At 41.5% G+C, this 14,992-nt stretch carries 12 protein-coding genes, 1 tRNA gene and 1 riboswitch; of the genes, 10 read left to right on the plus strand and 3 right to left on the minus strand.

Features of this window, described 5'->3' with window-relative positions:
* The first annotated feature begins 22 nt into the window (after positions 1 to 22).
* The 4 genes from murA (at position 23) to GMD5S_RS0203235 (ending at position 3,819) form a co-directional block, all read left to right on the plus strand.
* Positions 23 to 1,306, plus strand: a complete 1,284-nt coding sequence (gene murA, locus GMD5S_RS0203220; protein ID WP_000411919.1) for a UDP-N-acetylglucosamine 1-carboxyvinyltransferase — start codon at positions 23 to 25, stop codon at positions 1,304 to 1,306.
* On the plus strand, positions 1,293 to 1,487 hold the full coding sequence (locus GMD5S_RS0203225) for a DNA-directed RNA polymerase subunit beta (RefSeq protein ID WP_000739701.1): 195 nt from the start codon (positions 1,293 to 1,295) through the stop codon (positions 1,485 to 1,487). The genes murA and GMD5S_RS0203225 overlap by 14 nt, the downstream gene beginning before the upstream one ends.
* Before the next feature lie 40 nt (positions 1,488 to 1,527).
* On the plus strand, positions 1,528 to 2,352 hold the full coding sequence (locus tag GMD5S_RS0203230) for a DNA/RNA non-specific endonuclease (protein WP_000358998.1): 825 nt from the start codon (positions 1,528 to 1,530) through the stop codon (positions 2,350 to 2,352).
* Positions 2,353 to 2,487: 135 nt separating this feature from the next.
* Positions 2,488 to 3,819: a hemolysin family protein gene (locus GMD5S_RS0203235; RefSeq protein ID WP_000390022.1), complete on the plus strand. Its 1,332-nt coding sequence runs from the start codon at positions 2,488 to 2,490 to the stop codon at positions 3,817 to 3,819.
* A 134-nt stretch (positions 3,820 to 3,953) separates the two neighbouring features.
* Here GMD5S_RS0203235 and GMD5S_RS0203240 read toward each other — a convergent pair.
* Positions 3,954 to 4,024, minus strand: a tRNA-Cys gene (locus GMD5S_RS0203240).
* A gap of 299 nt (positions 4,025 to 4,323) precedes the next feature.
* On the opposite strand from GMD5S_RS0203240, the gene GMD5S_RS0203245 reads away from it, so the two are divergent.
* The 5 genes from GMD5S_RS0203245 (at position 4,324) to GMD5S_RS0203265 (ending at position 10,808) form a co-directional block, all read left to right on the plus strand.
* Positions 4,324 to 6,303 (plus strand): peptide ABC transporter substrate-binding protein, encoded by a 1,980-nt coding sequence (locus tag GMD5S_RS0203245; protein ID WP_000749704.1) that lies wholly within the window; start codon positions 4,324 to 4,326, stop codon positions 6,301 to 6,303.
* Between the two features lie 66 nt (positions 6,304 to 6,369).
* Positions 6,370 to 7,866: an ABC transporter permease gene (locus tag GMD5S_RS0203250; protein ID WP_000759891.1), complete on the plus strand. Its 1,497-nt coding sequence runs from the start codon at positions 6,370 to 6,372 to the stop codon at positions 7,864 to 7,866.
* Complete coding sequence (oppC, locus tag GMD5S_RS0203255) at positions 7,866 to 8,792, plus strand: oligopeptide ABC transporter permease OppC (RefSeq protein WP_000103692.1); 927 nt, start codon at positions 7,866 to 7,868, stop codon at positions 8,790 to 8,792. Before GMD5S_RS0203250 ends, oppC begins: the two co-directional genes overlap by 1 nt.
* A gap of 8 nt (positions 8,793 to 8,800) precedes the next feature.
* Positions 8,801 to 9,868, plus strand: a complete 1,068-nt coding sequence (locus GMD5S_RS0203260; RefSeq protein ID WP_000589650.1) for an ABC transporter ATP-binding protein — start codon at positions 8,801 to 8,803, stop codon at positions 9,866 to 9,868.
* Positions 9,869 to 9,878: 10 nt separating this feature from the next.
* Positions 9,879 to 10,808 (plus strand): ATP-binding cassette domain-containing protein, encoded by a 930-nt coding sequence (locus GMD5S_RS0203265; protein ID WP_001291310.1) that lies wholly within the window; start codon positions 9,879 to 9,881, stop codon positions 10,806 to 10,808.
* An 88-nt stretch (positions 10,809 to 10,896) separates the two neighbouring features.
* On the opposite strand, the gene GMD5S_RS0203270 is transcribed toward GMD5S_RS0203265, so the two are convergent.
* The gene (locus tag GMD5S_RS0203270; RefSeq protein WP_001043432.1) at positions 10,897 to 12,336 is read right to left on the minus strand and encodes a TrkH family potassium uptake protein; all 1,440 of its coding nucleotides are present in this window, start codon (positions 12,334 to 12,336) and stop codon (positions 10,897 to 10,899) included.
* Positions 12,337 to 12,339: 3 nt separating this feature from the next.
* Positions 12,340 to 13,689, minus strand: a complete 1,350-nt coding sequence (trkA, locus tag GMD5S_RS0203275; protein ID WP_000706815.1) for a Trk system potassium transporter TrkA — start codon at positions 13,687 to 13,689, stop codon at positions 12,340 to 12,342.
* Positions 13,690 to 14,089: 400 nt separating this feature from the next.
* Here trkA and GMD5S_RS0203285 point away from each other — a divergent pair, with 400 nt between their 5' ends.
* Positions 14,090 to 14,593, plus strand: coding sequence for a tRNA (cytidine(34)-2'-O)-methyltransferase (locus tag GMD5S_RS0203285; RefSeq protein WP_000181370.1), 504 nt, complete (start codon positions 14,090 to 14,092; stop codon positions 14,591 to 14,593).
* A 40-nt stretch (positions 14,594 to 14,633) separates the two neighbouring features.
* A riboswitch (FMN riboswitch) is annotated at positions 14,634 to 14,852 on the plus strand.
* Positions 14,853 to 14,992: the final 140 nt, after the last annotated feature.

The raw sequence follows: 14,992 nt of genomic DNA on the forward strand, positions 1-14,992 counted from the left end.
ATCAAAAGTAAAGGAAACAACTATGGAAAAAATTGTGGTTCAAGGCGGAGATAATCGTCTGGTCGGGAGTGTGACGATCGAGGGAGCAAAGAATGCAGTCTTGCCCTTGTTGGCAGCGACTATTCTAGCAAGTAAGGGGAAGACAGTCTTGCAGAACGTCCCAATCTTGTCAGATGTTTTCACCATGAATCAAGTGGTTCGAGGTCTGAATGCCAAGGTGGACTTTGATGAGGAAGCTCATGTTGTCGAGGTTGATGCGACTGGTGATATCACTGAGGAAGCTCCATACAAGTATGTCAGCAAGATGCGTGCATCCATCGTTGTCTTGGGGCCAATCCTTGCTCGTGTAGGACATGCCAAAGTTTCTATGCCAGGGGGATGTACCATCGGGAGTCGTCCAATCGACCTCCACCTCAAGGGCTTGGAAGCTATGGGGGCAAAGATCACCCAGACAGCTGGTTACATCGAAGCTAAGGCAGAGCGTCTGCATGGCGCTCATATCTACATGGACTTTCCTAGTGTTGGTGCAACACAAAACCTCATGATGGCAGCGACTCTAGCTGATGGTGTGACGGTCATTGAAAATGCTGCGCGTGAGCCGGAAATTGTTGACCTTGCTATTCTCCTTAATGAAATGGGAGCCAAGGTCAAGGGAGCTGGTACCGAAACCATCACAGTGACTGGTGTTGAGGAACTCCATGGTACGACCCACAATGTGGTACAGGATCGTATCGAAGCCGGAACCTTTATGGTAGCGGCAGCTATGACTGGTGGAGATGTCCTCGTTCGTGATGCAGTCTGGGAACACAATCGCCCCTTGATTTCAAAACTACTTGAAATGGGCGTTGAAGTGACAGAGGAATCAGAAGGCATCCGTGTTCGTTCTCAACTTGAAAATCTCAAGGCTGTTCATGTAAAAACTTTACCACATCCAGGATTCCCAACAGATATGCAGGCGCAATTTACAGCTCTGATGACAGTCGCAAAAGGGGAATCCACCATGGTGGAAACGGTGTTCGAGAATCGCTTCCAACACTTGGAGGAAATGCGCCGTATGGGCTTGCACTCAGAGATTATCCGTGACACAGCTCGTATTGTTGGGGGACAGGCTTTACAGGGGGCAGAAGTTCTATCAACGGACCTTCGCGCTAGTGCTTCCTTGATTTTGACAGGTCTGGTGGTGCAAGGAGAAACAGTTGTCGGTAAATTAGTCCACCTTGATAGAGGTTACTACCGTTTCCATGAGAAATTGGCTCAGCTAGGAGCGAAGATTCAGCGAATCGAGGCAAATGATGAAGAAGAATAAAAACTTACGCTATGTACTCCGTCGTTTACTGTTGATTTTTATCGTACTATTGCTAGGCTTTCTGGCTTTAGGAATCGGCTTGATGGTAGGCTATGGAATCCTAGGAAAGGGACAGGATCCATGGGCAATCTTGTCTCCAGCAAAGTGGCAGGAATTGATTAGCAAATTTACAGGAAATTAGACTGGGAGACCAGTCTTTTTCTAAAGAAATAAGGAGAAAAATGGACAAAAAAACAAGACAAGCTCTGATAGGGTTACTTATATTCTTACTCTTGGCTGCTGGAAGCTACTATATCAAGCAGATGCAGACAGCGCCAAACACCCCTAGAACCAAGGTTAGTCAGAAAAAACAAGCTTCAGAAGCTCCCAGTCAGGAGCTAGCTGAAAGTGTCTTAACTGAGTTAATCAAAAACCAAATCAAGGGGGGGCTTGAGTGGAATGGAGCAGGAGCCTTTATTGTCAATGGCAATAAAACCAATCTAGATGCCAAGGTTTCTAGCAAACCCTATGCGGATAATAAAACAAAGACAGTGGGAAAAGAAACAGTTCCAACGGTTGCCAATGCCATCTTATCCAAAGCGACTCGGCAGTATAAAAATCGTGAAGAGACTGGAAATGGCTCCACCTCTTGGACGCCACCAGGATGGCATCAGGTCAAGAATCTAAAGGGGTCCTATACACATGCAGTTGATAGAGGACACCTGCTGGGTTATGCTTTGATAGGTGGTTTGGATGGTTTTGATGCCTCTACCAGCAATCCCAAGAATATTGCAGTTCAGACAGCTTGGGCTAACCAAGCGCAGGCTGAGGATTCGACAGGTCAGAACTACTATGAGAGTTTGGTCAGAAAAGCCTTGGACCAAAACAAGAGGGTCCGTTATCGCGTGACGCTCCACTATGCGACAAATGAGGACCTAGTTCCATCCGCTTCACAAATCGAAGCCAAGTCTTCAGATGGCGAATTGGAATTCAATGTCCTAATCCCCAATGTTCAAAAGGGAATCCAGCTTGATTACCGAACAGGGCAAGTAACAGTGACGGACTAGAAACAATAGATACTATAAAAACAGCTCCTTTGTCTTTTAGAGGCAGGGGAGCTGTTGTTTAAATGAAAAATAATGTGAATCCTGAGAGATTTTATGATATAATGAAACACAAGATACTATTTTAGGAGAAGGACTATGGAAGACCCGAGCAGTCAGAATTTGTTGCTACAGTTTGTATTGTTATTTATCTTGACCTTGTTAAATGCTTTTTTCTCAGCCACTGAAATGGCAATGGTGTCACTAAACCGTTCCCGAGTTGAGCAAAAAGCAGAAGAGGGAGACAAACGTTACGTCCGTTTGTTAAAGGTACTTGAAAATCCTAACCACTTTTTATCAACCATTCAAGTCGGTATCACCTTGATCACGATCTTGTCAGGGGCAAAATTGGCAGATACACTTGGACAAGTAATTGCCTCTTGGATGGGGAATGGAGAAACAACTTATGCCATTGCAAGTTTCCTCTCTTTGGCATTCTTGACCTACATCTCTATTGTTTTTGGTGAACTCTATCCTAAACGGATTGCCCTTAATCTAAAAGATGCCTTAGCCATTCGCTCTGTTCCGATTATCATTGGGCTTGGGAAGATTGTCAGTCCCTTTGTCTGGTTGTTATCTGCTTCAACCAATCTCTTGAGTCGTTTAACGCCAATGACCTTTGATGATGCGGATGAAAAAATGACTCGAGATGAAATTGAGTACATGTTGACCAAAAGTGAGGAGACTTTGGATGCAGACGAAATCGAGATGTTACAAGGGATCTTCTCTCTAGATGAGCTGATGGCGAGAGAAGTCATGGTTCCTCGGACAGATGCCTTTATGGTGGATATTCAGGATGATAGTCAAACCATTATCCAAAGTATTTTAAAACAAAACTTTTCCCGTATCCCAGTTTATGATGGGGATAAGGACAATGTGATTGGTTTGATTCATACCAAGCGTTTGCTAAACGCTGCCTATGCAGATGGCTTTGAAAATATTGTCTGGAAGAAGATCTTACAAGATCCACTCTTTGTTCCTGAAACCATTTTTGTGGATGACTTGCTAAAAGAATTGCGAAATACCCAAAGACAAATGGCCATTTTGCTCGATGAATATGGTGGTATGGCTGGTTTGGTAACTCTGGAAGATCTTTTAGAAGAGATTGTCGGTGAGATTGATGACGAGACCGATAGGGCAGAAATCGAAGTCCATCAAATCGGTGAGGACACCTATATTGCACAGGGAACCATGAATCTTAACGACTTCAATAACTACTTTGGTGTCGAACTAGAAAGCGATGATGTGGATACCATCGCCGGTTATTATTTGACGGGTGTTGGTACGATTCCAACAACTGAAAAAATCAGTTATGAACTGGTCAGTCAAAACAAACAAATCGTCCTGACCAATGATAAGGTGAAAAATGGACGTGTTACCAAGGTAAAAGTTCAAATTACAGAACTAGAACCTGAAGAAGAAACAGAATAAAGCAGTGACTTGAGTCACTGCTTTTTGTAAATCTAGATGGTAGATACAGTTATCCCCACTTATTAGGAATAACAGAAAAAGCCCGATTTTACGGGCTTTTCATTTGGTTAATTCCTGTTCATTCAGGTACTGAAAGGCGGTAGACGGATTTGAACCGACGATCAAGCTTTTGCAGAGCCGTGCCTTACCACTTGGCTATACCGCCTCAACGTTTATTATTATACCTTGAAAATCATTTCCCGTCAATAGTTTCTTATTCTAAAATCCAATTTAGGAAAACAGATGATGATCGAAGAAGTGAGAAAAAGCTTGTAAAAATCCCATTCTAAAGAGGGTCGGACTAGAAAGTATTTCTTCCAGAAACAAATAAAGAATGCAAAAATTTTGACAAATAGAAGTTTTTTGAGGGTATACGCCTAAATATTCTGAAAATTCGTTTACTTTTTAGATAATATATGATATAATTGACAATAAGCCTAAATTTTTCAAAGAGGAGTTAACAATATGAAAAAAAGTAGAGTATTTGTCGCAGCAGGAATTGCCCTATTAGCAACTGGCGTTTTAGCTGCTTGTGGTTCTTCAAAATCATCTGATTCAACAGCGCCAAAAAATTATGGTTATGTTTATACAGCTGATCCAGAAACGTTGGATTACCTCATTTCAGGGAAACAAAGTACTAAGGTTGCCACTTCAAATGGTATCGATGGTCTTTTCACAAACGATAAGTATGGGAACCTAGTTCCTGCAGTTGCAGAGGACTGGTCCGTTTCAAAAGATGGTTTGACTTATACTTACAAGATTCGTAAAGGAGTCAAATGGTTTACATCTGACGGAGAAGAGTATGCTGAAGTAAAAGCGAAGGACTTTGTAAATGGTTTGAAACACGCAGCTGATAACAAGTCAGAAGCTCTTTACCTAGCAGAATCTTCTGTTAAAGGTTTGTCTGATTATTTATCAGGCAATTCAAAAGACTTTTCTTCAGTAGGTGTAAAGGCAGTTGATGATTATACTCTTGAGTATACTTTGAACCAACCAGAACCATACTGGAACTCTAAGATGGCTTATTCAATCTTCTGGCCATTGAACGAAGATTTTGAAAAATCAAAAGGAGCTGACTTTGCTAAAGCAACAGACCCTACATCCTTGCTTTACAATGGTCCATTCTTGCTGAAAGGGTTGACTGCTAAGTCTTCTATCGAGTTCGCTAAAAATGAAAACTACTGGGACAAAGACAATGTTCATCTCGATAAAGTTACTCTTGCTTTCTATGATGGATCAGACCAAGAGTCGCTTGAGCGTAACTTTACAAGTGGAGCTTATAGCTATGCCCGTCTCTTCCCTACAAGTTCAAACTACTCTAAGGTAGCAGAAAGCTACAAGGAAAATATCTACTACAATCCATCAGGACCTGGTATCGCTGGTTTGGGTGTGAATATTGACCGTCAAGGATACAAATACACTTCTAAGACAACTGACGAGGAGAAGACTTCTACTAAGAAAGCCCTTCTTAACAAAGATTTCCGTCAGGCTTTGAACTTTGCCTTTGACCGTACGTCTTACTCAGCACAAATTAATGGTAAAGAAGGCGCTCCTCTTGCAGTTCGTAACCTCTTTGTGAAACCTACCTTTGTCTCAGCAGGCGAAAAAACTTTCGGTGACTTGGTAACTGAAAAGATGGCTGCTTATGGTGATGAATGGAAGAACGTAAACTTTGCGGATGGTCAAGATGGACTCTTCAACGCCGATAAAGCTAAAGCAGAATTTGCCAAAGCTAAAACTGCATTGGAAGCAGAAGGTGTGAAATTCCCTATCCACTTGGATATCCCAGTAGACCAAACTTCTAAAGCCTATATTGCACGTATCCAATCCTTCAAACAATCTGTTGAAACAGTACTTGGTGAAGATAATGTGGTTATCGATATCCAACAAATTTCTAAAGATGAGTTGAACAATATCACTTACTATGCTGCAAACGCTGCGGCAGAAGATTGGGACCTCTCAGGAGCAGTTGGATGGAACCCTGACTACGAAGATCCATCAACTTATCTTGATATCTTGAAGACAACGAATGCTGAACAAACAAAAACATACATGGGTTACGAAGGTGCAGATAATGCTGCAGCAGCTCAAGTTGGTTTGAAAGAATACGATAAGCTAGTTGATGAAGCTGCTAAAGAAACAAGTGACTTGAATGTTCGTTATGAAAAATACGCAGCAGCTCAAGCTTGGTTGACAGACAGCTCACTCTTCTTGCCAGCTATGGCATCAAGTGGTGCTGCACCAATCATTTCTCGTGTTGTACCATTCTCTGCATCATACAGCCAATCTGGAGATAAGGGTTCAGATGTATACTTCAAATATATTCAGTTGCAAGACAAGGTTGTAACCAAAGCTGACTATGAACAAGCTCGTGAGAAATGGCTCAAAGAGAAAAAAGAATCAAACGAAAAAGTTCAAAAAGAATTGGCTAATCACGTTAAATAAATAACTCTCAAGAGAACTTTCTCTCCATGAGGAGAAGGTTCTTTTGGGATTTTAAAAGGAAACGATATGAAGAAATATATTTTTATGCGTGTATTGCGTTCATTGTTGTCTATTTTCTTAGTGACAACCTTGACCTACACAATTATCTATACGATGGTTCCTCGAAAATTGATTTTCAAGCAGGATACCAACTATAACAAGATTGCAACGACGCCGGACAAGCGGGATAATTATGAAAATACCGTTTATGAACGGATGGGCTATATCGAGTACTACGATACCAAAGAGTTGCAAGAAAGAGCGAGCACAATGGACTCATCTGTAACAGTGGATGCCAATGATACCAATAAGGCAATCTACGAAAAATACATCAACCAACTAGGAAATGGTTGGACACTTGGTGTGTTCTCAGAAAGTGGTCAATTCTATGCTACGCGTGAAATTCCGATTTTTGAACGTGTTTTCAAATTCTATGCGAACTTGATTGATATTGATCATCCAAACAAAATTCAAGACCCTGAAAATCCAAACTTGCAACGTTATCTTCGTTTTGAAAATGACCCTGCTATCGGTTGGTCATTGGTTGGTTCAGGTACAAAACACAAATACCTTTTGTATTTCAACAATCAATTCCCATTTGTACACCAAAACTTTGTGAACATTAACTTGGGAGATTCTTACCCAACTTATGCAAACACACCAGTGCTTCAAGTTATCACACAAGGTCAGGGACAAACTAAGACATCAGAAGTTCAATTCCCTACAGGTAAAAAGACTTCATCTGTAGATATTTACTCTCGTACTTACAAATCTCCAAGTCAAGCAGATGCGCGTGAAGTAGCCAACTATGGTAAAGACGATCCATATACAGCTACAGAAAGCAATTATCAATATCCTTCAATGATTGCAAGCTCAGCGGTTGCTGGTTTGATTGGTTTGATTATTTCGTATGCGATTGCGATTCCACTTGGATCTGCTATGGCTCGCCACAAGAATACTTGGATTGATAGCTTCTCGACAGGTGCTCTAACCTTCTTGCTTGCCCTTCCAACGATTGCCTTGGTTTATATCGTGCGCTTGATTGGATCATCTATCGGTCTGCCAGATTCATTTCCTATCTTGGGAGCAGGGGACTGGCGTTCATATGTCTTGCCAGCAGTCATTCTAGGTTTGCTGGGTGCACCAAGTACAGCTATCTGGATTCGTCGTTACATGATCGACTTGCAATCTCAGGACTTCGTACGTTTTGCTCGTGCCAAAGGTTTGTCTGAAAAAGAAATTTCAAATAAACACATCTTTAAAAATGCCATGGTTCCTTTGGTTTCAGGTATTCCTGGTGCCGTAATCGGGGTTATCGGTGGTGCAACATTGACAGAAACAGTCTTCGCTTTCCCAGGTATGGGTAAAATGTTGATTGACTCTGTTAAGGCATCAAACAACTCAATGGTAGTTGGTCTTGTCTTCATCTTCACGTGTATTTCTATCTTCTCACTCTTTGTAGGAGATATCTGGATGACCATGCTTGACCCACGTATTAAATTGACAGAGAAAGGAGGCAAATAATGTCAACAATTGATAAAGAAAAATTTCAGTTCGTAAAACGTGACGATTTTGCCTCTGAAACAATTGATGCTCCTGCCTATTCATACTGGGGTTCTGTATTTAGACAATTTCTAAAGAAAAAATCAACCGTCTTTATGCTAGGAATTTTGGTTGCCATTATCTTGATGAGCTTTATTTACCCAATGTTCTCCGATTTTGATTTCAACGATGTAAGTAAGGTCAATGACTTTAGTGCTCGTTTTATCAAGCCCAATGCTGAACATTGGTTTGGTACAGATAGCAATGGTAAATCCTTGTTTGATGGGGTTTGGTTTGGTGCGCGTAATTCAATTCTTATCTCTGTAATTGCCACTTTTATCAACCTTGTAATTGGGGTTATTGTTGGTGGAATCTGGGGAATTTCAAAATCTGTAGACCGTGTCATGATGGAAGTTTATAACATTATTTCAAACATTCCATCTCTCTTGATTGTCATTGTCTTGACTTACTCAATCGGTGCTGGTTTTTGGAATCTGATTTTTGCCATGAGTGTGACAACTTGGATTGGGATTGCTTATATGATTCGTATCCAAATCATGCGTTACCGTGACTTGGAATACAACCTTGCTTCTCAAACACTTGGAACGCCAACCTTTAAAATCATCGTTAAAAACATCATGCCACAATTGGTATCTGTTATTGTTTCTACAATGACCTTGATGTTGCCAAGCTTCATCTCTTATGAAGCCTTCCTTTCCTTCTTTGGATTGGGATTGCCTGTAACAGTGCCAAGTTTGGGACGTTTGATCTCAGATTACTCACAAAACGTTACGACCAACGCTTACTTATTCTGGATTCCGTTGACAACCTTGATCTTGGTATCCCTATCTCTTTTCGTTGTTGGTCAAAACCTAGCGGATGCTAGTGATCCACGTACACATAGATAGGAGTAGACATGATAAAAGGAAAAGATGTAATTTTGACTGCTCGTGATATTGTCGTGGAATTTGACGTTCGTGACAAAGTTCTGACGGCTATCCGAGGAGTTTCTCTAGACTTGATTGAAGGAGAAGTTCTGGCCTTGGTAGGTGAGTCCGGTTCTGGTAAATCTGTTTTAACAAAAACCTTTACAGGGATGTTAGAAGACAATGGACGTATTGCCCAAGGAAGCATCGACTATCGTGGACAAGACTTGACCGCTCTAACTTCTAACAAGGAATGGGAGAAGATTCGTGGTGCTAAAATTGCGACTATCTTCCAAGACCCTATGACAAGTTTGGACCCAATCAATACAATCGGTAGCCAAATCACTGAAGTTATCATTAAACACCAAGGGAAAACAGCTAAGGAAGCCAAAGAGATGGCAATCGACTATATGAACAAGGTCGGAATCCCAGATGCTGAAAAACGTTTTGAAGAGTATCCTTTCCAATATTCTGGAGGGATGCGCCAACGTATCGTTATTGCGATTGCCCTTGCCTGTCGTCCAGATATCTTGATCTGTGACGAGCCAACAACGGCCCTTGACGTTACCATTCAAGCGCAAATCATTGATTTGCTTAAAACCTTGCAAAATGAGTACCACTTTACCATTATCTTTATCACCCATGACCTTGGTGTGGTAGCAAGTATTGCCGATAAGGTAGCGGTTATGTATGCTGGTGAAATTGTAGAATACGGAACTGTTGAGGAAGTCTTCTACGATCCACGTCATCCATATACTTGGAGTCTCTTGTCTAGCTTGCCTCAGCTTGCTGATGATAAAGGGGAATTGTACTCTATCCCAGGAACACCACCGTCTCTTTATACTGAGTTGAAAGGTGATGCCTTTGCCCTTCGGTCAGATTATGCGATGCAAATTGACTTTGAACAGAAAGCACCTCAGTTTTCAGTCACTGATACCCACTGGGCTAAGACTTGGTTGCTTCATGAGAATGCTCCTAAAGTTGAAAAACCTGGAGTCATTGCAGATTTGCATGACAAGATTCGTGATAAAATGGGCTTTGCTCATCTAGAAGACTAGGAGGAAGGAAATGTCTGAAAAATTAGTAGAAATTAAAGATTTAGAAATTTCCTTCGGTGAAGGAAGTAAGAAGTTTGTTGCGGTTAAAAACGCCAACTTCTTTATCAACAAGGGAGAAACCTTCTCTCTTGTTGGTGAGTCTGGTAGCGGGAAAACAACGATTGGTCGTGCCATTATTGGTCTAAATAATACTAGTAAAGGTGAGATCATCTTTGATGGTCATAAGATTAATGGGAAAAAATCTCATAAGGAATCATCAGACTTGATCCGTCGCATCCAGATGATTTTCCAGGACCCTGCAGCGAGCTTGAATGAGCGTGCAACAGTTGACTATATCATCTCTGAAGGTCTTTACAACTACCACTTGTTTAAAGATGAAGAAGATCGAAAAGAAAAAGTTCAAAAGATGATTCATGAAGTTGGACTTTTGAAAGAACACTTGACCCGCTATCCACATGAGTTTTCTGGTGGGCAACGCCAGCGTATCGGGATTGCCCGTGCCCTTGTGATGGAACCTGATTTCGTTATTGCGGATGAGCCAATTTCAGCCTTGGACGTATCAGTGCGTGCGCAAGTCTTGAACTTGCTCAAGAAGTTCCAAAAAGAGTTGGGCTTGACCTATCTCTTTATCGCGCATGACTTGTCAGTTGTTCGCTTTATCTCAGATCGTATCGCGGTTATCTATAAGGGAGTTATCGTCGAAGTGGCGGAGACAGAGGAGTTGTTTAACAATCCCGTCCACCCATACACTCAAGCACTTCTATCTGCTGTACCGATTCCAGATCCAATCTTGGAACGCAAGAAGGTCTTGAAAGTTTACGATCCTGACCAACATGACTATGAGACAGATAAGCCATCTATGGTAGAAATTCGTCCAGGTCACTATGTTTGGGCTAACCAAGCAGAACTTGCTCGTTACAAGAAAGTTCTTAAAGATTAAACAAATTAGGAGAGGACCGAAAGGTCTTCTCATTTTTAATAGAAAAATTCCCCTTCTACTAGCTTGTAAAAGGGGGATTGTATTGTAATTAACGTTTAGACCAGGTACGGTTCATAAAGAGCAGCAAAATTGGGTATATCTCTAAGCGACCTGCAATCATTGCAAAGGAGAGGAGGATTTTAGAGATGGGACTAAAGATGGCAAAACTCGAGGTTGTGCCTAGAATAGGTCCGATATTGTTAAAACAGCTGAAGACCGCACTGGTCACGACTAGAAAATCATTACTATCAAGACTGACGATAAAGATGAGAGAGAGAATGATCATCATATAGATAGCAAAATATTTAAGAATTTTGTGCTGGGTATCCTTATCAATCACAGTTTTATTGACGTGTAGAGTCAAAACACGGTGAGGAGATAAAGTGGACAAAATCTGATTTTTTGCGATTTTAGAGAGGATAAGTCCTCTGATCACCTTAAGACCACCTGCAGTTGAGCCAGCTGATCCACCGATTCCCATGAGGAAGAGGAGGATAAATTGGGAGAAGAGGGGCCAGTTGGTAATATCTCCGTAACCAAAACCTGTTGTTGTGATGATATTGGAAACTTGGAAGAAGGCCATTTCAACACTTTTAGAGACACCTTGGTAGAGGTGGAGCGTATTAAGCGTAATCAAGCCGGTAGAAACTAGGACAATGATGATATATGCTCGTAGTTCTTCATCTCCAAAGAAAGCCTTAACCCGACGGAGCATGAGGTAGTAGTAGAGATTGAAGTTAACTCCAAAAACCAGAACTCCGATACTAACTAGATAGGTGATGAGTGAGCTACCATAGTGGGCAATTCCGTCGTTATAGACGGTAAAGCCCCCAGTTCCTGCCGTTCCCATAGCGATGACAAAACTATCATAGAGAGGCATGCCTGCTAGGTAGTAGATAACCACAAAAAGGGAGAAGAGAGCCAGATAAAGCAGATAGAGGATCTGGGCAGTGTTTTTTAGTTTGGATACGACCTTACCAAAGACAGGACCAGGGACCTCAGCCTTCATCACCTCCAAGTGACTATTCTTGGCATTGTCCATAATGGCAAGTGCAAAGACGAGTACCCCCATCCCTCCAATCAAGTGGGTGAAACTTCTCCAGAAGAGGAGGGAACGAGTAAGAATGGAAACATCTGTTAGGATAGTTGCTCCTGTAGTCGTAAATCCAGAGCTGATTTCAAAGAAGGCATCAATGACGCTTGGGATTTGTCCTGAAAAGACAAAGGGGAGGCCACCAAAGAAAGACCATAGAATCCAACAGAGAGCAACAATTAAGACCCCTTCCTTGGCATAAATCCGCTGATTTTTCGGTTTCCGTAAAACGCCTAGACCACCGAGAAGGACTAAAATTCCAATCGTAGAAAAGAGAGCGATAAATACTTGACTGGATTCTTGGTAATAGATCGCTACACTAACAGGAACTAAGAGAAGAACAGCCTCAATCAAGAGAAGTTTTGAGAGGAGGTAACGAATCATACTTTTATTCATTTTTTACCTCTCAATCAAATCATAAATTTTGGTGATATTTGGCAATAAGGTCGTCACGAGTAACTTGTCTCCCACCTCAAGCATATCCTCTCCAGTAGGGAAGATTGTTTTTCCTTTTCGGATAATGGCTGCAATGAGAACCCCTTTTTTCAATTTCAACTGTGATAGAGGTTTGGCAGTCATTTTATTAGCTTCCTTGATTTGGAATTGGAGAGTTTCAATTTGACCATTTGCGAGATGGTGCATGGCTTGAAGATCTGAATACTGAGCGTTTACTCGACCACGGATAAAGTGCATAATGGTATCCACTGCGATGCTTTTTGGTGTGATGATACTCGAAAAATCAGGCGCGTGGATAATCTCTAGAAGGCTTGTTCGGTTGACCTTGGTGATATTCTTATGGACGCCAACTCGGTCAAGAAACATTGAGGTGATGATATTTTCCTCATCAACCCCAGTTAAGGTTGCGACTGCATCATAGTGGGGAGCACTTTCTTCCAGCAAAATGTCTTTTGCAGTTCCATCCCCTTGGACAATATAGAGATTGGGGAACTTTTCGCTGAAGAAACGAGCTCTTTCAGGATTGATCTCGATGACCTTGGTATCAATGCGACTGTCTTTTAAAATGCCGAGTAGATAATAAGCGATCTTTCCAGCTCCAACGATAAGCAAGCTTTTCACTGCACGAGATTTAAAATAGTTATGGAAAAGCATCATATCTACGCGATTTCCTGTAACAAAAATCCTATCCTTGTCTTGGATAATAACATCACCGCTTGGAATCATCAGTTGATGATCTCTCTCCATAGCACAGACAATGACATTCCCAAACTTTCTACGGAAGTCAGAGATTGGCATTTGACAAAGACCGCTAGAATCCTTGACAACAAACTCCATGAGACTGACCCGACCTCCAGCAAATCGTTCGACAGAGAGGGCATTAGGGAAATCAATGATATTTGAGATCGCACGCGCTGCCAGGAGCTCTGGATTAACAATAAGTGAAAATCCAAGAATATTTTTCTCTTTAAAATAGGCATTAGAGTATTCAGGATTTCGAACCCGAACGATGGTTTCTTTAGCGCCCATTTTTTTAGCAAGTACCGCTGAAATCATATTCACTTCATCGTGTTCGGTTAGGGCGATAAAGATATCGCACTCTTGAACACTGGCTTGCTCCAAGATGGCAAAGTCAGCCCCATTTCCAAGGAGACCTATGATATCATAGCGACTGACAATGTGATTGAGGACAGCCTCATCTTGTTCGATGAGGACAACGTCATGGTTTTCTGCAACCAGTGAACGACAGAGGGCGAAACCAACTTTCCCTCCACCAACGAGGACAATTTTCATATAAAAAACCTACTTTTTCATGATGTAACTATCATACCCTTTTTTAGCAAAAAATGCACTTGCTAAGGCGATTTTTAAGGGAAGAAAGGCCTTTTTCACGTTTTGAAGATACATTTGCTTAATTTCTATAACGATGTCTCCGATTTGAAGTGATTTGGCTCTTTTACTATACCTTTTCAGAAAGGGAATGACCAAACATGAAAATATCATCAAAAAAAGTAAAAAAATCAAGTCATTTCTATTGACAATGATTCTGAAAGTGTTATACTAAGAAAGTAGTTTCGCTGATTTACTTCAAACCTGTTGTGAGGTAAGTTAACGATGCCTTAACCACGCTGTTTGCTGAGCTTGACTCCGGGCAGTGTGGCTATTTTTTTGCAATGATAAAAGGAAGCCAGTCATGACAAATCACATTGTATTATTTGAACCTCAGATTCCACAAAATACAGGTAACATTGCGCGTACTTGCGCTGCGACCAATTCTCCCCTCCACATCATCAAGCCTATGGGCTTTCCTATCGATGATCGCAAGATGAAGCGGGCTGGTTTGGACTACTGGGATAAGTTAGAGATTTATTTTTATGACAGTTTGGAAGATTTCATGTCTCAGATGAAAGGGCAAGTCTACCTGATTTCGAAATTTGCAGAAAAGGTCTATTCTGAGGCAAATTTGGCAAGCGGTGAAGATCAGTATTTTCTCTTCGGACGTGAGGATAAGGGTTTGCCAGAGGACTTTATGCGTGAACATCCAGAGAAGGCTCTCCGTATTCCTATGAATGATGAACATGTCCGTAGCCTCAATGTGTCTAATACGGTCTGCATGATTGTCTATGAGGCTCTTCGTCAACAAAATTTTGCTGGTTTAGAGCTCGTTCACACCTATGAAGCGGATAAATTGAAATAAACAAAATGCTTGCACTTGCAAGCGTTTTTTGTTATGATAAAGGGGTCTTCAGGGCTGGGTGAGATTCCCGACCGGCGGTGACTTTAACTAGCTATTTTGGCTTACTCTTCGTTGTCTTGTCTCGATATACTTAAGTATTATCTTCGACTGCGACGCCTAGATTAATCCAAAAAAATCTTAGTTAAAGAAGTCCGCGAGCGCAAGCTGATGTGGTGCGATTCCACAACCGACAGTATAGTCTGGATGGGAGAAGACGAAAGAATGGCTTTGTCTGTTCTGATGAGTTTATAGATGAATTGCAACCGCTTGCTCAACAGAGTGAGAGGGAACTTTTGGGATATAAAAAGTGAGAATAGATAGAGGAATCCTTTCCAACTTCTTCTGATTTTATAGAAAATT

Source organism: Streptococcus sp. GMD5S, from assembly GCF_000298715.2.
GTDB lineage: Bacteria > Bacillota > Bacilli > Lactobacillales > Streptococcaceae > Streptococcus.